At 58.1% G+C, this 16707-nt stretch carries 14 protein-coding genes; 8 read left to right on the top strand and 6 right to left on the bottom strand.

Translation table 11 applies throughout. The features are described from left to right. Positions 1–27: 27 nt before the first annotated feature. The 3 genes from C7H10_RS10220 to tkt all read right to left on the bottom strand — a co-directional run bounded on the left by C7H10_RS10220 (position 28) and on the right by tkt (position 4330). Positions 28–1188 carry a phosphoglycerate kinase gene (locus C7H10_RS10220; RefSeq protein WP_106694779.1) on the bottom strand — a complete coding sequence of 387 codons (1161 nt, stop codon included), beginning with the start codon at positions 1186–1188 and terminating at the stop codon, positions 28–30. Positions 1189–1301: 113 nt separating this feature from the next. After that, positions 1302–2330, bottom strand: a complete 1029-nt coding sequence (gap, locus tag C7H10_RS10215) for a type I glyceraldehyde-3-phosphate dehydrogenase (RefSeq protein WP_106694778.1) — start codon at positions 2328–2330, stop codon at positions 1302–1304. Continuing rightward, positions 2330–4330 carry a transketolase gene (gene tkt / locus C7H10_RS10210; RefSeq protein ID WP_106694777.1) on the bottom strand — a complete coding sequence of 667 codons (2001 nt, stop codon included), beginning with the start codon at positions 4328–4330 and terminating at the stop codon, positions 2330–2332. The genes gap and tkt overlap by 1 nt, the downstream gene beginning before the upstream one ends. A gap of 235 nt (positions 4331–4565) precedes the next feature. Here tkt and C7H10_RS10205 point away from each other — a divergent pair, with 235 nt between their 5' ends. The 7 genes from C7H10_RS10205 to C7H10_RS10175 all read left to right on the top strand — a co-directional run bounded on the left by C7H10_RS10205 (position 4566) and on the right by C7H10_RS10175 (position 12075). Further along, positions 4566–5567: a metalloregulator ArsR/SmtB family transcription factor gene (locus C7H10_RS10205; protein ID WP_106694776.1), complete on the top strand. Its 1002-nt coding sequence runs from the start codon at positions 4566–4568 to the stop codon at positions 5565–5567. A 96-nt stretch (positions 5568–5663) separates the two neighbouring features. Continuing rightward, a complete protein-coding gene (gene metK, locus C7H10_RS10200; RefSeq protein ID WP_061332607.1) occupies positions 5664–6854 on the top strand; it encodes a methionine adenosyltransferase in 1191 nt (396 codons plus the stop codon). 463 nt (positions 6855–7317) lie between these two features. Continuing rightward, on the top strand, positions 7318–8712 hold the full coding sequence (gene ahcY / locus C7H10_RS10195; RefSeq protein WP_106694775.1) for an adenosylhomocysteinase: 1395 nt from the start codon (positions 7318–7320) through the stop codon (positions 8710–8712). Positions 8713–8724: 12 nt separating this feature from the next. Next, complete coding sequence (gene metF / locus C7H10_RS10190; protein ID WP_061332605.1) at positions 8725–9594, top strand: methylenetetrahydrofolate reductase [NAD(P)H]; 870 nt, start codon at positions 8725–8727, stop codon at positions 9592–9594. A 219-nt stretch (positions 9595–9813) separates the two neighbouring features. After that, complete coding sequence (locus C7H10_RS10185) at positions 9814–10572, top strand: transporter substrate-binding domain-containing protein (RefSeq protein WP_106694774.1); 759 nt, start codon at positions 9814–9816, stop codon at positions 10570–10572. A gap of 71 nt (positions 10573–10643) precedes the next feature. Further along, positions 10644–11315 (top strand): amino acid ABC transporter permease, encoded by a 672-nt coding sequence (locus C7H10_RS10180; RefSeq protein WP_072676474.1) that lies wholly within the window; start codon positions 10644–10646, stop codon positions 11313–11315. A 13-nt stretch (positions 11316–11328) separates the two neighbouring features. After that, complete coding sequence (locus C7H10_RS10175; RefSeq protein WP_058092726.1) at positions 11329–12075, top strand: amino acid ABC transporter ATP-binding protein; 747 nt, start codon at positions 11329–11331, stop codon at positions 12073–12075. Between the two features lie 60 nt (positions 12076–12135). Here C7H10_RS10175 and C7H10_RS10170 read toward each other — a convergent pair whose 3' ends face one another. The 3 genes from C7H10_RS10170 to C7H10_RS10160 all read right to left on the bottom strand — a co-directional run bounded on the left by C7H10_RS10170 (position 12136) and on the right by C7H10_RS10160 (position 15137). Continuing rightward, positions 12136–12924: an SDR family oxidoreductase gene (locus C7H10_RS10170; protein WP_106694773.1), complete on the bottom strand. Its 789-nt coding sequence runs from the start codon at positions 12922–12924 to the stop codon at positions 12136–12138. A gap of 55 nt (positions 12925–12979) precedes the next feature. Continuing rightward, on the bottom strand, positions 12980–14539 hold the full coding sequence (locus C7H10_RS10165; protein ID WP_106694772.1) for a BCCT family transporter: 1560 nt from the start codon (positions 14537–14539) through the stop codon (positions 12980–12982). 109 nt (positions 14540–14648) lie between these two features. After that, entirely contained in the window at positions 14649–15137 is a 489-nt protein-coding gene (locus C7H10_RS10160; RefSeq protein ID WP_106694771.1) for a DUF2505 domain-containing protein, read from the bottom strand. Between the two features lie 213 nt (positions 15138–15350). Here C7H10_RS10160 and C7H10_RS10155 point away from each other — a divergent pair, with 213 nt between their 5' ends. Further along, complete coding sequence (locus tag C7H10_RS10155; protein WP_106694770.1) at positions 15351–16700, top strand: adenosylmethionine--8-amino-7-oxononanoate transaminase; 1350 nt, start codon at positions 15351–15353, stop codon at positions 16698–16700. The last annotated feature ends 7 nt before the right edge of the window (positions 16701–16707 follow it).

Raw genomic sequence — 16707 nt, 5'->3', positions numbered from 1 at the left:
TTGCGAATCTAACTATTGAGTGATCCCTTAAGCACCACGTTCTTCCAACACCGCTACTGCCGGCAGGGTTTTGCCTTCCACGAATTCCAGGAACGCGCCGCCGCCGGTGGAGATGTAGGAGATCTTGTCAGCTATGCCGTATTTGTCAACGGCCGCGACGGTGTCGCCGCCGCCTGCCAGGGAGAAGGCGTCGCTTTCGGCGATGGCTTCAGCCAATGCTTTGGTGCCGTTGCCGAACTGGTCGAATTCGAATACGCCAACCGGGCCGTTCCACAGGATGGTTTTGGCGCTCTTGAGCAGGTTGGCGAACTGGCCGGCGGTTTCCGGGCCTACGTCGAGGATCATGTCGTCGTCGCTGACGTCGGAGATGTTTTTCACCGTGGCGGTGGCGGTTTCGGCGAATTCGCTGGCGACCACTACGTCTACCGGCAGCGGGATTTCCACGCGGCTGGCGATGTCTTTGGCGGTGTCGATCAGGTCGTGTTCGCACAGGGATTTGCCCACCGGGTGGCCGGCTGCGGCCAGGAAGGTGTTGGCGATGCCGCCGCCGACGATGATCTGGTCGCACACTTTCTCAAGGGCGTTGAGCACGTCGAGTTTGGTGGAGACTTTGGAGCCGCCAACGATGGCGACAACGGGTTTGGCCGGGTTATCCAGGGCTTTGCCGAGGGCGTCGAGTTCTGCTGCCAGCAGGGGGCCGGCGCAGGCTTCTGGAGCGAACTTCGCTACGCCGTGGGTTGAAGCCTGGGCGCGGTGGGCGGTGCCGAAGGCGTCCATCACGTAGACGTCGCACAGGGCGGCGTATTGTTTGGCCAGGTCTTCGTTGTCTTTCTTTTCGCCTTTGTTGAAGCGAACGTTTTCAAACAGCACCACTTCGCCGTCGGCGACTTCAACACCGCTGAGGTAATCCTTGATCAGGCGCACTTCCTGGCCCAGCAGGGTGCTCAGGTGTTCGGCGACTGGCTTCATGGAGGAGGCTTCGTCGTACACGCCTTCTTCCGGGCGGCCCAGGTGGGACATCAGCATGACTTTGGCGCCGGCGTCTTTGGCGGCTTTGATGGTCGGCAGCGAGGCGCGGATGCGGGCGTCGCTGGAGACTTTGCCGTTTTTGACCGGTACGTTCAGGTCTTCACGAATCAGAACCCGCTTGCCGGCGAGGTTCAGGTCAGTCATTTTTTTGATGGCCATAATCAGGTTCCGTAGTTATGGGTTCACAGGTGCAAATTGTTAAGCCTATGGGTGGGGTCAGACCCCTTTGTATCCGTCGGGGCTGGGTGAAAGGTCAGGCCCCTTTGTAACCTTCAGGTTTTGGTTAGCCACGCCTTGCTGACATCCAGCATCCGGTTGGCGAAGCCCCATTCATTGTCGAACCAGCAGAGTACTTTCACCATGGTGCCGCCGGTGACTCGGGTCTGGCCGCCGTCTACCACGCCGGAATGGGCGTCGTGGTTGAAGTCGGAACTGGCCAGCAGTTCGTCGGTGTAACCGAGGATGCCTTTCAGGCCTCCCTTTGCGGCGTTCTGTAATAGCTGGTTCACCGCCATTACATCGGTGGCCTCGCGTACATTCACCACCATGTCTATAGCAGAGACATTAAGCGTTGGCACGCGCATGGCCACGGAGCTGAAGCGACCCACCATATGAGGCAGCAAACGCTCGATGCCACGGGCCAGTCCTGTGTCTACCGGGACGATATTATGAAGCGCGCTGCGGGTGCGGCGCAGGTCCTGGTGGTGGTAAGCATCGATCACCGGCTGGTCGTTCATGGCGGCGTGGATAGTGGTGGTACTGCCCTGCTCTACGCCGAAGGCGTCGTCCAGTACCTTGATCACCGGTACCAGACAGTTGGTGGTGCAGGAACCCGCAGCCACAATCACATCCTCAGCATTCAGCTGGTCGTCGTTGATCCCGAACACCACGGTGCGGTCCACATCGGATTCGCCTGGCTGGGAAAACAGCAGGCGTTGGGCGCCCGCCTCGATGTGCTTCTCCGCTGTGACGCGGTCGGAGTAGGCGCCGGAGCATTCCAGCACCAGGTCTACGTCCAGCAAACGCCAGGGCAGATCACTCGGGTCCGGGTGGCGCAGCACCCGGATGCGATCGCCGTTGACCACCAGGTTATCGCCATCCACCTCCACCTCACCGTGAAACCGCCCGTGGGTGGAGTCGTATTTGGTGAGATGGGCGATGGTGTCGATATCCGACAACTCGTTAATCGCGACCACCTGCAGATGGTCGCGATAGCCGTTTTCATAGAGTGCCCGCAACACGCACTGGCCTATGCGGCCGTACCCGTTGATGGCGATGCGAAACGGCGTTGAGTTGGTCATCAGGCGTCCAGGAGCTCGTCAGCCACTTCCAGGATGTTATCGACGGTGAAGCCGAATTCCTTGAACAGCTCGCCAGCAGGCGCAGACTCACCGAAGGTGGTCATGCCCACAACCCGGCCGTCCAGGCCCACGTACTTGTACCAGTAGTCAGCAATGCCGGCTTCGATGGCGATGCGGTTGGTGACTTCCAGCGGCAGCACCTGTTGCTTGTACTCGGCGCTCTGGGCGTCGAATACATCGGTAGACGGCATGGACACCACACGCACAGCCTTGCCCTGCTCGCGCAGCTTGAGGGCAACGTCTTGGGCCAGGGCCACTTCAGAGCCGGTGGCAATCAGGATCAGCTCCGGGGTGCCTTCGCTGTCAGACAGCACGTATCCACCCTTGGCAACGTTGGCCAGCTGCTCGGCGTCACGCTGCTGGTGCGGCAGGTTCTGACGAGAGAACACCATGGCGGTGGGGCCGTCGATGCGCTCGAGGGCGGCTTTCCAGGCCACCGCAGATTCCACGGTATCGGCCGGGCGCCACATGCTCATGTTCGGCGTGGTGCGCAGGCTGGCCATCTGCTCGATGGGCTGGTGCGTGGGGCCGTCTTCGCCCAGACCGATGGAGTCGTGGGTGAAGACAAAGATGGAGCGCTGCTTCATCAGAGCCGCCATGCGTACCGCGTTGCGGCAGTATTCCATGAAGATCAGGAAGGTGGCGCCGTAGGGAACAAAACCACCGTGCAGGGCGATGCCGTTCATGATGGCCGCCATACCGAACTCGCGCACACCGTAATAGATATAGTTGCCGGAGGCGTCGTCTTTGGTCACACCTTTGCAGCCAGACCAGATGGTCAGGTTGGAACCGGCCAGATCGGCGGAGCCGCCCATCAGTTCCGGCAGCAGCGGGCCATAGGCGTTCAGGGTGTTCTGGGATGCCTTACGGGAAGCGATGGTGTCGCCCTTGTCCTGGCATTCCTGAATGTAGGCCTGTGCCTTCTGGGCGAAATCTGCCGGCAGTTCGCCGGCCATACGGCGCTTGAACTCAGCGGCCAGTTCCGGCTCGGCTTTTTCGTAGGCGGCGAATTTCTCTTCCCATGCCTTCTGGGCAGCAACGCCTTTTTCTTTGGCATCCCAGGCTGCGTAAATTTCAGAAGGAACTTCAAACGGACCGTGCTGCCAGCCCAGCGCTTCCCGGGTCAGGGCGATTTCATCGTCACCCAGCGGGGCGCCGTGGCAATCTTCCTTGCCCTGTTTATTGGGGGAACCAAAGCCGATGATGGTTTTGCAGCAGATGATGGTGGGCTGATCGGTATTCGCGCGGGCCGCTTCGATGGCCGCACGAATGGCATCGGCATCGTGGCCATCCACGTTCGGGATAACCTGCCAGCCGTAGGATTCGAAACGCTTGGGCGTGTCGTCGGTAAACCAGCCTTCTACTTCACCATCAATGGAAATGCCGTTGTCGTCGTAGAAGAACACCAGTTTACCCAGGCCCAAAGTACCGGCCAGGGAGGCGACTTCGTGGGAGATGCCTTCCATCAGGCAGCCATCGCCCAGAAATGCGTAGGTGTAGTGATCAACAATCTCGTGGCCCGGGCGGTTGAACTGCGCCGCCAGGGATTTCTCGGCCAACGCGAAACCAACGGCATTGGCAATGCCCTGCCCCAGCGGGCCAGTGGTGGTCTCGATGCCCGGCGTATAGCCGTATTCCGGGTGGCCCGGGGTTTTGGAGTGCAGCTGGCGGAAGTTCTTGATGTCGTCAATGGAGACGTCGTACCCACTCAGGTGCAGCAGCGAATACTGCAGCATGGAGCCATGGCCGTTAGACAGCACAAAGCGGTCACGGTTGGCCCACTGAGGGTTGGCCGGGTTGTGGCTGAGGTAATCGTTCCACAGTACCTCGGCGATATCCGCCATACCCATGGGCGCACCCGGGTGGCCGGACTTGGCTTTCTGAACCGCATCCATGCTCAGCGCGCGAATGGCGTTGGCGAGATCTTTACGGGACGACATTGACTATTCTCCAGTGTTTTTCAGGAAAAGAATTCAAGCTGCAAAAACTGCTTAAAAAGAAGGCGCGTATTTTCGCCGATTACGGTATGCCGGGGCAAATCCATATGTAGTGGTTTTCCGATGGCGGCGGCACAAACTCGCCAAAGCAACTGATTTCACAAAGCCATAAATCTATATCAAAAAATTTTGATATGACTATTGATCGACCAACTAATCCCCCCTACACTTGCCAACCATGACCTCACTCAATGCACATGCTAACGAACTGTCCTCTGTGGACACCCTGGCACCGATCTTCAAGGCGAGCGGAGACCCCCTGCGCCTGGAGATCCTGCGGGTGCTGCGCCGTGACACCTTCGGCGTGCTTGAGCTGAGCCAGCTGTTTGATATGCGCCAGTCCGGCATGAGCCATCACCTGAAAGTGATGAACAAGGCCGGGTTGCTGGAACCCCAGCGTGAAGGCAACGCCATTTTCTACCGCCGCCCCCTGCATCTGGACAGCGACAAACTGGCGGACCAGGCGATCCGGCAGATATTCGAGACGGTAGACCGCGTGCCCTTGCCGCCGCAGCTGGAAGAAAAGATTGAGGCAATACGTGAGCAGCGGGCGGAGCAGTCCCAGGCGTTTTTCTCCCGACACTCGGAGCAGTTCCGGGAACAACAGGAATTGATTGCAGCCTTTGACCTGTATGCCGAGCCCACAGCAGAGCTGATCCGCAAGCGCACGACCCGGCAAGAATGGCGCAGTGCGCTGGAAATCGGCCCAGGTGAAGGTGCCTTCCTGCCCGTACTGTCAGCCCTGTTTGAACACGTGGTAGCGCTGGATAACAGCAAGGACATGCTGGCCAAGGCCACCCGCACCTGTATTGATGAGCGTTTGAATAATGTGGATTTGATTGAAGGCGTCACCGACACCCTGCTGGCCCGCGGTGATGCCTTTGACCTGATCGTCGCCAACATGGTGCTGCACCATGTGCCCAGCCCGGCGGACATCTTCCTGGATGCCGCGGCACTGATGAACAGCGGTGGCTGTTTTATCGTCAGTGATTTGTGCAGCCATGATCAGGACTGGGCGAAAGAGAATTGCGGCGACCTCTGGCTTGGCTTTGAGCCGGAAGAGCTGACCGCCTGGGCCGCTGATGCCGGTCTGACCGCCGGAGAGCAACTGTTTATTGGCCTGCGCAACGGTTTTCAGGTGCAGGTCAGGGAATTCTGGAAAACGACCGCAACGGGCTGAGGCCTGCGCGGATACTGGAACATCAAAAAACTTTGATATTGTCGTACGTAGAAATACGTACACTGACTTTGAAAACGCTCACAAAGGAGCACCGCTATGTCTGACTACAACATCTTCACCTCCGAATCGGTCTCTGAAGGCCACCCGGACAAACTGGCCGACCAGATTTCCGATGCGGTACTGGATGCCATCCTGGCCGACGACCCGCACGCCCGCGTGGCCTGCGAAACCATGGTCAAGACCGGCGTTGCCATCGTTGGCGGTGAAATCACCACCAGCGCCTGGGTAGACCTGGAAGACCTGGTGCGCGGTGTGATCAAAGACATCGGCTACACCTCCTCAGACGTGGGCTACGACGGCGACACCTGTGGCGTGATCAATATCATCGGCAAACAGTCTGTCGACATCGCCCAGGGCGTTGACCGCCAAAAGCCGGAAGACCAGGGCGCCGGCGACCAGGGCCTGATGTTCGGCTACGCCAGCAACGAAACCGACGTGCTGATGCCGGCCCCGATTACCTTCTCTCACCGGCTGGTACAGCGCCAGGCCGAAGCCCGCAAGAGCGGCCTGCTGCCGTGGCTGCGCCCGGACGCCAAGAGCCAGGTCACCTGCCGCTATGAGAACGGCCAGGTTGTCGGTATCGATGCCGTGGTTCTGTCCACCCAGCACGACCCGGACGTGACCCAGGAAGACCTGAAAGAAGCGGTGATGGAACTGATCGTCAAGCACACGCTGCCGGAAGAACTGCTGCACAAAGACACCCAGTTCCACATCAACCCGACCGGCAAGTTCGTGATCGGCGGCCCGGTGGGCGACTGTGGCCTGACCGGCCGTAAGATCATCGTAGACACCTACGGCGGCATGGCCCGTCACGGCGGTGGTGCGTTCTCCGGCAAAGACCCCTCGAAGGTTGACCGTTCTGCCGCCTATGCCGGTCGTTACGTGGCCAAGAACATCGTCGCCGCCGGCCTGGCCGAGAAATGCGAGATCCAGGTGTCCTACGCCATCGGTGTAGCCCAGCCGACCTCCATTTCTTTGAACACGTTTGGCACTGGCAAGATCAGCGACGACAAGATCATCGACCTGGTACGCGCGCACTTCGACCTGCGCCCCTATGCGATCACCAACATGCTGGACCTGCTGCACCCGATGTACCGGGCCACCGCAGCCTACGGCCACTTCGGCCGCGACCCATACGAGATGACCGTTGGCGGCAAGACCTTCACCGCGTTCCCGTGGGAGAAGACCGACCGCGCTGCGGCTCTGAAGGACGCTGCAGGCATCTGACGATTTTGGGTCTGACTCTTTGAGTTGGGCCCTATTTTGGCCCGGCCCTCTGATTTTGGAGTGGGCGGCGGCAAGGAACGTCTTTCCGGGACACGCTCAAGCCGTCCGTGGGCGCTTAGCTTTGGCCATCCATGGCCAAAGATAGTCCCGGAAAGACGTTCCTCACCACCGCTTTTGCACTTGTGGTGAGGGCTTATCGAAAACTCTTTCATGCAAGACGCTGAAAGAAGGCCAAATTCAGTATTTCGGCGTACCGGAGACGGCATACGCCAAAAGTTTGAGAGAGGAGATGGGGAACGTCTTTCGCGGAATTTCGAAGGCCAAGGATGGCCTGAGAGAAGCGCACATGGATGTGCTCGTAGCGGTTCCGCGAAAGACGTTCCCCATCTCCGACACAACCCATACAGGCGGTACCCGATAATGTTCCGGGACCGTAGAGAAAGGCTGACAGGAGAACACCCAAATGAGCACTCCGGCAGAAAAACTGACCACGTTTGAAGACTACAAAGTCCGCGACATCACCCTCGCCGACTGGGGTCGCAAGGAAATCAAAATCGCCGAAGGCGAAATGCCCGCCCTGATGAAACTGCGCGAGAAATACAAAGCCGAGCAGCCGCTGAAAGGCGCCAACATCATGGGCTGCATCCACATGACCATCCAGACCGCCGTATTGATTGAAACCCTGGTGGAGCTCGGCGCTAACGTGCGCTGGTCATCGTGCAACATCTTCTCCACCCAAGACCAGGCCGCAGCCGCCATCGCAGCACAAGGCATACCCGTGTTCGCCTGGAAAGGCGAAACCGATGAAGAATACGAATGGTGCCTGCACCGCACCGTGGGTGCGGACGTAGACGGCTGGGAACCCAACATGATCCTGGATGACGGCGGCGACCTGACCGAAGTACTTCATAAAGAGTACCCGGCCATCATCAACAAGTGCCACGGTGTGACCGAAGAAACCACCACCGGCGTTCACCGCCTGCAGGAAATGCTGCGTGACGGCACCCTGAAGATCCCGGCGATCAACGTGAACGACTCAGTCACCAAATCCAAGAACGACAACAAGTACGGCTGTCGTCACAGCCTGAACGACGCCATCAAGCGTGCTACCGACCACCTGCTGTCTGGCAAGAAAGCGCTGGTGATCGGTTACGGTGACGTAGGTAAAGGCTCTGCCCTTTCCCTGCGTCAGGAAGGCATGATCGTAAAAGTGACCGAAGCCGACCCGATCTGCGCCATGCAGGCCTGCATGGACGGCTTTGAAGTAGTGTCTCCGTACATCGACGGCATCAACACCGGCACTGAGCAGGGCATCAACACTGATCTGCTGGGCACCACCGACCTGCTGGTGACCACCACCGGTAACGTCAACGTGTGCGACGCCAACATGCTGAAGGCCCTGAAGAACGGTGCTGTGGTGTGCAACATCGGCCACTTCGATAACGAAATCGACACTGCCTACATGCGCAAGAACTGGGAGTGGGACGAGGTCAAGCCGCAGGTTCACGTGATCTACCGTGACAAGGCCAGCAACGACCACCTGATCCTGTTGTCCGAAGGCCGCCTGGTGAACCTGGGCAACGCCACCGGTCACCCGTCTCGGATCATGGATGGCTCCTTCGCCAACCAGGTGCTGGCCCAGATGTACCTGTTCGAGCGCAAGTTTGCTGACCTGCCGGAAGAGTCCAAGGCCAAGGGCGTTTACGTTCAGGTTCTGCCCAAGCAGCTGGACGAAGAAGTGGCCCGCGCGATGGTGGAAGGTTTTGGTGGTGTGATCACCAAGATGACGCCAGACCAGGCAAAATACATCGGTGTGCCGGTCGAAGGCCCGTACAAGCCGGAAAGCTACAGGTACTAAGCGGAAACGATCATGGAATCCCAGAAGCAATTCAAGCGCCGTTTCAGCTTTGAGTTTTTCCCGCCCAAGACCGATCAGGGCAAGGAAAAACTCCAGGCGGTGCGCAACCAGCTGGCCGAGGTGAACCCGGATTTCTTCTCGGTCACCTTCGGCGCCGGCGGTTCCACCCGGGACCGCACCATTGAAACGGTACTGAACCTGCACAAGCAGGGCATTTCCACAGCACCGCATCTGTCCTGCGTGGGTGGTACCCGCGCAGAGATCGGGGAGCTGCTGGATCTGTATAAAGAGAACGGCATCAACCGGATTGTCGCCCTGCGCGGCGACCTGCCCTCAGGTATGGGCGCCTCCGGTGAGCTGCGTTACGCCAACGAGCTGGTGGAGTTTATCCGGGAGCACAGCGGTGATCACTTCAATCTGGAAGTGGCAGCCTACCCGGAGTTTCATCCCCAGGCGCGCAACGCCGAGGAAGACCTGAAGAACTTCGCACGGAAGGTACAGGCCGGCGCCAACAGCGCCATCACCCAGTACTTCTTCAATGCCGACAGTTACTTCTACTTCATCGACCGTCTGGAGAAGATGGGCGTCACCATTCCGGTGGTGCCGGGCATCATGCCTATCGTCAACTTCTCCAGCCTGGTGCGGTTCTCGGATATGTGCGGCGCGGAAATCCCTCGCTGGATCCGCAAGCAACTCGAAGCCTACGGCGACGACACCGACAGCATCCGCAAGTTCGGCGAAGAAGTGGTCACCGAGATGTGCGAAAAGCTGCTGAAAGCCGGGGCGCCCGGGCTGCACTTCTACACCCTGAACCAGGCTGAACCCAGTATCTCCATCTGGAAGAATCTGGGCATCAGCGACCGGGAGAAGATCGCTTTCTGATCTGCTCCCCGAAGCCCTCTGCCAGCCGGCAGAGGGCTTTCTCTTTCTCCCTCCCCAGTTTCATAACCAACTGATTTTCTGCAAATCCTGCTTTTCTGGTCTAGGCTGTGTCTGATGTATCCCCATCAACGCTCCTCGCACGGCAAGCGTTAAAAGCGGTTACCTGTGCGAATTGCCTTACCGGGCAAATGGAGCATAAAAAAACAGAAAGGAGATCACATGAGCACGAAATGGCTGAAAACACTGGGCGCTGGTCTGGCATTGTCGGTTGCAGCGTCAACCGTTAGCGCAGAAACCCTCCGAGTGGTGACCGACCCCAGTTTTGTCCCCTTTGAAATGATGGACCAGGAAACCGGCGAGATGATCGGTTTCGACATGGATATCATCTCTGAGGTGGCCGAGCGCGCGGGATTTGAGTACAACCTGCAGACCATGGATTTCAACGGCATTATCCCGGCCCTGCAAACCGGTAACGTGGATATCGCGATTGCCGGCATAACCATCACCGAAGAGCGCAAGCAGATTGTCGATTTTTCTGATCCCTACTACGACTCAGGCCTGCGGATTCTGGTGCGGGCAAACAACAGTGATGTCGATGAGCTTTCTGATCTTGAGGGCAAGAAAGTTGGCACCAAGATCGGCAGCACCAGTTACGACTTCCTGATGCAGAACCTGGATAACAATGGCGGTGTCACGCCGTACCCGGGCAGCTCCGATATGTATATGGCGCTGATGTCGCGGTCCATCGATGCCGTGTTCTACGATGCTCCCAATGTAGGCTACTTTGCCAGCACCCGTGGCGAAGGCCGGGTGAAAACCGTCGGCCAGCTTTATGAAGGCCAGCAGTACGGTATCGCCCTGAAGAAGGGTAGTAAATGGGTTGGCCCGGTCAATGAAGCACTGGCTTCTATTAAAGAGGATGGCACCTACAAGGCCATTTATGAAAAATGGTTTGGCCCCATGCCTGAAGACAAGTAACCCGCCATCCGTTCTGGTCAGGGCGTACAACGCCCTGACCGGTTCCTCCCAACTCAACGGAGACTCACACTGTGGAATTCCAGTTTCAGTTTGACTGGCAGGCAGCAATCCATGCCATTCCATTTCTGGCCAAAGGCATCCCCTACACTTTGATGATTTCCTTTGGCGGCCTGGCCATTGGCTTTGTGCTGGGCATCCTGTTCGGTTTGCTGAGCATCAACAAAAGCTGGTTCCTGCGCTGGCCAGCCATTGCCTACATCGAGATTTTTCGTGGCACGCCGATTCTGGTTCAGGTCCTGTTTATTTTCTACGGCCTGCCAGACCTGATCGGTGGGCCCATCGACCCACTCACCGCTGGCATTGCAGCCATCGCACTCAATTCCGGCGCTTATATTTCCGAAGTGGTACGCGGTGGCGTGCAGTCCATCGACAAAGGCCAGACCGAAGCCGGCCTGTCGCTCGGTCTCTCAAGAACCCAGACCTTCTGGTCCATCATCTGGCCCCAGGCGTTCCGGCGCATGATTCCGCCACTGGGCAACCAGGGCATTGTCAGCATCAAAGACACGTCCCTGTTTTCTGTCATCGGCGTAGGTGAACTGGTCCGCCAGGGGCAGGTGTACATTGCCAACACGTTTACCGCGTTCGAGGTGTATTTCGTGGTGGCGCTCATGTACCTGGCCATCACCTTAACTCTGTCCCTGCTCCTGCGTTTGCTTGAGCGCCGTGGCGTAGCGTCTGTCTGAAGGAGCCCGACAAATGACTCAGATTGTGAAAATGAAGGGCATGAACAAGTACTTCGGCAAACTGCATGTCCTCAAGGATATTGACCTTACCGTCGAGCAGGGAGAAGTAGTGGTGATTATCGGTGCCAGCGGCTCCGGCAAGTCCACTTTGATCCGCTGTGTGAACGGCCTTGAAGAATATGAATCCGGCGTCCTGGAAGTAGATAACCAGAAACTCGCGCCCAAAGGTGGCAACCAGCAGGCATTGTCGGAAATACGCAAGGAAGTGGGCATGGTGTTCCAGCAGTTCAATCTGTTCCCTCACCTGACGGTACGAAAGAACATCATGCTGGCCCCCATGAAAGTCAAAAAGGCGTCCCAGGTAGTGGCCAACGCCACCGCAGAGCGCCTGCTGGACAGAGTGGGCATCGGCAACCAGGCCGACAAATACCCCAGCCAGTTGTCGGGTGGCCAGCAGCAACGGGTAGCCATCGCCCGGGCCCTCGCCATGGAACCCCGATTGATGCTGTTCGACGAACCTACCTCGGCGCTAGACCCGGAAATGATCGGGGAGGTGCTGGATGTCATGCGGGAGCTGGCCAAGGAGGGGATGACCATGATGGTGGTTACCCACGAGATGGGATTTGCCCGGGAAGTCGCAGACCGGGTGATCTACATTCATGAAGGCCAGATTGTCGAGGAAGGCAGGCCCGACGATGTCTTCGACAATCCCCAGAACGAGCGTACCCAGGCATTTCTGTCACGGGTGCTGGCGCACTGACCGCCTCGCACCCGGTTCTTTTGGTCTCGGTAGTTGTCTAAGGCTTACCGAGGCCTGCAATCACGCTCTGGCCAGGCGGAACAGCAATTCCGGCGACAGCCGCTTGACCCAGAGCGCCGCCATTTCCTTGCCCTTGCCTACCGGGATTTCACGCTTTTTCGCTTGAAGCCCTTTGAAGATCACCTCAGCACATTCGTTTACGTCCATGCCACCGGCAATGTCGGCATCTTCCTCACCATAGGCAGAGCCATCACCGGCCAAGGCATTACGGGAAATATCCGTGCGAATGAAGCCCGGCGTGATGGTGGAAACCTGAACACCCTCGCCTTCCACTTCCGCACGAAGGGCATCAAAAAAGCCCATAACCGCATGCTTGGCGGCGCAATATCCGGTTCTCATGGGGGCGCCGACTTTGCCGGCCACACTGGAGGTGACCGCCAAGTGGCCGGAACCGCGCTCCAGCATGAGGGGCAGTACGGCCTTGGTGAGTGCAATCTGGCCCATCACATCCACATCCATCAGTTTCTGATAGACCGACATATCGGTGTCTTTGCACAAAGAGCGTTGAGACACACCGGCGTTGTTAACCAGAAGATCAATGGTTTCGAAAGTATCCAGAACCGTCTGTACCGCCGTGGGCAACGAGGCCCAATCGGTGACATCCAGCGGGAGCACAAGGACGTCATCAGCAGCCAAACCGGCCTCCCGGCAACGGCTCGCGACTCGCTCCAGTTCACTTGCTCGCCGCGCCGATAACACCAAACGCGCACCATCTTTTGCATATCGCAGGGCGAGCGCCTCACCAATGCCGGAGGAAGCTCCGGTAATCCAGACAGTTTGTGCAGACATAACCAGTGAGTCCTTGAGTTGTCGATTGTTGTTCTTGCCTAATCTGAACCTGAGACTACACCAGCCCTTGTTCCCTCGCCATAGCCATTGCAGCTTTAGGCCCGGTCCAGAGTGAAGGCAGGATAATCAGGGAAACCGGTATGGCTGTGAGCACAATAAACTGTTGAAGCACCCCGATCTGACCAGCACCCATATACAGCAGAATGGCGGCCATCAGCGCCATCGCGCCTCCCCAGAATACCCGAATCCAGGGGCTGGGCTCATCGTGACCCGCACCGACCATGGCAATGGCGTAACTCATGGAATCGCCGGTAGTAGCAACAAAAATGGTGGTAAGCAAAAGAATTGCTGCGGCCATCCAGGTGCCGCCGGGCAACGCCTGAGCGACGGTCAGAGTGGCAACATCAAAGCGGAAACTGTTCAGCGCATCGGTGAGGTCAAAGGTTCCGGCCAACTGGTGATAGATACCGGAACCGCCCAACAGGGTGAACCAGATAGTCGTAGCGATCGGCGCCAGCAAAGCCACGGCAAGAATCATTTCCCGCACGGTCCGCCCACGGGAAATCCTTGCGACAAAAACGGCCATCAACGGTGTGTAGCCGATGAACCAGGCGAAGAAAAACACGGTCCACCATTTCATCCACCAGTCTGGCGCCGTTTGCGCAGTCATGGTGGCCATGGCGAAAAACGACGTGACATATTCACCCATAGACTGGGTATAGGTGTTTGCCAGGAACAACGTCGGGCCAAAGATAAAAATGACCGCCGCAATGGCCAGCGCAAGCAACACGTTAAAACGGCTGAGCAACTGGATACCTTTGTGTAGCCCGGTCATCGCGGACGTCATGTAAACGCCCGCCAGTACAATCAGCACGGTCAGCTGCGTGCCATAGCCGTCGGTCACGCCAAACAACTCGTGTAGACCAAAGCTCATTTGCGTGGCAAGAAAGCCTATCGGCCCAACGGTGCCCGCCACCACCGCAATCACACAAAACGCATCAACGATGCCGCCAAGGCGTCCCTGGATAACCTTCTCGCCAAACACCGGATACAACAATGTGCGGGGCTGCAGTGGCTTGCCCTGATCATAGTGGGCTCTGGTCAGAACCAGAGCTGTCAGCGAACCGAGCACCGCCCAGGCCAAAAAGCCCCAATGGGTAAACGCCTGCGCCATGGCCGGTGCGACTGCCGCCGCAGTCCCCGCCTCGGTACTAAACGCCGGGGGCGTCACCACAAAATGATACACCGGCTCACCGGCGGCAAAGAACACGCCGCCACCGGCCAGCAAGGTACACATGATCATAGATAACCAGCGAAAGCGACCAATCTGAGGCCGATCCAGGCCTCCTACCCGCGCAGCCCCGGCGCGACTGAGCGCCGTTCCGATGGCAACGAAGAATGTCAGCAGCAGAAGTAACTGAAAAAAGGAACCCAGATACTTTGCTGTCCAGGTGAAACCGGCACCAATAACACTGGCCACAGATTCGCTGTTGACGATTGAGGCCCCGACAAAAAACAGGATAAAACCGATGGTAAGGATCAGAACCACCGGATCACTGTCGGCCAGGGCGTTGGATTTGTCCCGTGTCACGGGAACAGATGATGTCGCTGTCATGAGTGATGCCTCTCGAGAAAAAAGCCGCGCAGGCTACAGGAAAATTCGCGATCTTGCACGGATCAGCTACTAAGTACGCGGCTATGGAGAAAAGGCATCACCAAGAAGGTCACAACAACTGCCGGGTAACCTCATACTCCCGCTCAATCTTTGCGTGGGAGTCCTCGGCCAGGAACTTGGCGACCTTTTTTCCCAGGAAAGGCACATCGCAGTGAACAGACAGGTTCACGTAGTTGATGCAGCGATTACCATTGCCCAGCAAACGCATAATGCCCTTGATTCGAGCTGGCACCCCATCAATCCTTACCCGAAACTCGCAGTGCCACTCGCCATCGTCTTTCTTGAACCAGTGCTCTTCCTGGCGCACCCGGTTCCACTCCCGATGAAAGCTCGCCAGCATGCCCGGTACCGGGGCTGAGGCCATCATTTCCCGCTCAATGACCAGCTTGGCTGCAGCATCGTCCCGTTGCAGCTCAGCTACACGAAGGTTCCGGGAACCGAGCTTCTCGTTCTTTTCAATAATGTGATGCTCACTGAAGAACCGTTCGATGATGTGATCCAGCCCTACCTCATAGGGATGCTCCAGAGTCAGCTCCATAATCGCCTCCTGTTGTGTTGAATTCATTGTTGCTTTAGCCGGCCATCCTCACATTGGCCGCCCGAGCGAGCGTTTCTGGCATGGAAGCCATCCGACTGGTTCACACGCCACCGCTGTTCTGGGTCACACCCAGGCGCTGTTAACCGAGCGTTCCGGGAAGTATCATGGGCGGTCTCAAACAAAATGCCCCAGCCGGGACGACAGGAGAACACGATGCGCAATGCTGATCTGGTCGCACGGGACCTCAAATCCGTGTGGCACCCCTGCACCCAGATGAAAGACCACGAAAGCCTGCCGCTGATCCCCATCAAGCGCGGCGAAGGCGTGTGGTTGGAAGACTTCGAGAGCAACCGGTATATCGATGCGGTCAGTTCGTGGTGGGTGAACCTGTTCGGCCATGCCAACCCGCGCATCAACTCCGCTATCCAGGAACAGATTGGCCAGCTGGAACACGTGATTCTGGCGGGCTTTACCCATGAACCGGTGGTCAACCTGTCTGAACGCCTGATCGAAGTCACACCGGAAGGGCTCAGCAAGTGTTTCTACGCGGATAACGGTTCATCCGCCATCGAAGCCGCCCTGAAGATGAGCTACCACTACTGGAAAAACCTGGGCCAGCCCGGCAAGAAAAACTTCGTCAATCTCAGCAACAGCTACCACGGCGAAACCCTGGGCGCACTGGCACTCGGTGATGTGGCGCTCTATAAAGACACCTATCAGCCGCTGCTGATGGAGGTACTTACTGCCCCCTCCCCGGATGCCTACAACAAGGAACCGGGTGAAACCGACGAAGACTACGCCCTGCGCCAGTTCGAGGCCATGGAAAAACTGCTGGCCGAACGCCACGACGAAATCTGTGCTGTGGTGGTCGAGCCCCTGATCCAGTGCGCCGGCGGCATGCGCATGCATCACCCGATTTACCACACCAAACTGCGGGAAGCCTGCGACCGCTACAACGTACACCTGATTGCCGACGAGATCGCCGTGGGCTTTGGCCGCACCGGTACCCTGTTCGCCTGTGAACAGTCCGGCATTACCCCGGATTTCATGTGCCTGTCCAAGGGCCTTACCGCCGGCTATCTGCCGTTGTCCGCCGTACTGACCACCGAAACCGTGTACAACGCCTTTTACGACGACTACGAAACCCTGCGCGCCTTCCTGCACAGCCACAGCTACACCGGCAACCCCATCGGCTGCGCCGTCGCCCTGGCCACCCTGGACATCTTCCGAGACGAAAACGTCATCGAGAACAACCGCCAACTGTCCCGCTGCATGGCCGAATCCGTCGCACACCTGGCCGACCACCCCAACATCGGTGACATCCGCCAGCACGGCATGACACTGGCCATCGAAATGGTCAAAGACAAAGCCAGCAAAACCCCGTTCCCCTGGCAGGAACGCCGGGGCCTGAAAGTCTACCAGCATGCCCTCACCCGCCAGGCACTGCTGCGGCCGCTGGGCAACGTGGTGTACTTCATGCCTCCGTATGTCATCACCGAAGACCAGATCCGCCACCTGGCCCAGGTAGCGACCGAAGGCATCGGCATCGCGGTTAAAGGCTGAGGGCAGC

This window comes from Marinobacter shengliensis, assembly GCF_003007715.1.
Classification (GTDB): Bacteria; Pseudomonadota; Gammaproteobacteria; order Pseudomonadales; family Oleiphilaceae; genus Marinobacter; species Marinobacter shengliensis.
This window is presented reverse-complemented; position numbering and strand designations above follow the sequence as displayed.

What these genes read in the sequence shown, in the direction of transcription:
- C7H10_RS10220 (WP_106694779.1), bottom strand. Translation starts at nt 1,188, where the DNA reads ATGGCCATCAAAAAAATGACTGACCTGAACCTCGCCGGCAAGCGGGTT.
- gap (WP_106694778.1), bottom strand. Translation starts at nt 2,330, where the DNA reads ATGACCAACTCAACGCCGTTTCGCATCGCCATCAACGGGTACGGCCGC.
- tkt (WP_106694777.1), bottom strand. Translation starts at nt 4,330, where the DNA reads ATGTCGTCCCGTAAAGATCTCGCCAACGCCATTCGCGCGCTGAGCATG.
- C7H10_RS10205 (WP_106694776.1), top strand. Translation starts at nt 4,566, where the DNA reads ATGACCTCACTCAATGCACATGCTAACGAACTGTCCTCTGTGGACACC.
- metK (WP_061332607.1), top strand. Translation starts at nt 5,664, where the DNA reads ATGTCTGACTACAACATCTTCACCTCCGAATCGGTCTCTGAAGGCCAC.
- ahcY (WP_106694775.1), top strand. Translation starts at nt 7,318, where the DNA reads ATGAGCACTCCGGCAGAAAAACTGACCACGTTTGAAGACTACAAAGTC.
- metF (WP_061332605.1), top strand. Translation starts at nt 8,725, where the DNA reads ATGGAATCCCAGAAGCAATTCAAGCGCCGTTTCAGCTTTGAGTTTTTC.
- C7H10_RS10185 (WP_106694774.1), top strand. Translation starts at nt 9,814, where the DNA reads ATGAGCACGAAATGGCTGAAAACACTGGGCGCTGGTCTGGCATTGTCG.
- C7H10_RS10175 (WP_058092726.1), top strand. Translation starts at nt 11,329, where the DNA reads ATGACTCAGATTGTGAAAATGAAGGGCATGAACAAGTACTTCGGCAAA.
- C7H10_RS10170 (WP_106694773.1), bottom strand. Translation starts at nt 12,924, where the DNA reads ATGTCTGCACAAACTGTCTGGATTACCGGAGCTTCCTCCGGCATTGGT.
- C7H10_RS10165 (WP_106694772.1), bottom strand. Translation starts at nt 14,539, where the DNA reads ATGACAGCGACATCATCTGTTCCCGTGACACGGGACAAATCCAACGCC.
- C7H10_RS10160 (WP_106694771.1), bottom strand. Translation starts at nt 15,137, where the DNA reads ATGGAGCTGACTCTGGAGCATCCCTATGAGGTAGGGCTGGATCACATC.
- C7H10_RS10155 (WP_106694770.1), top strand. Translation starts at nt 15,351, where the DNA reads ATGCGCAATGCTGATCTGGTCGCACGGGACCTCAAATCCGTGTGGCAC.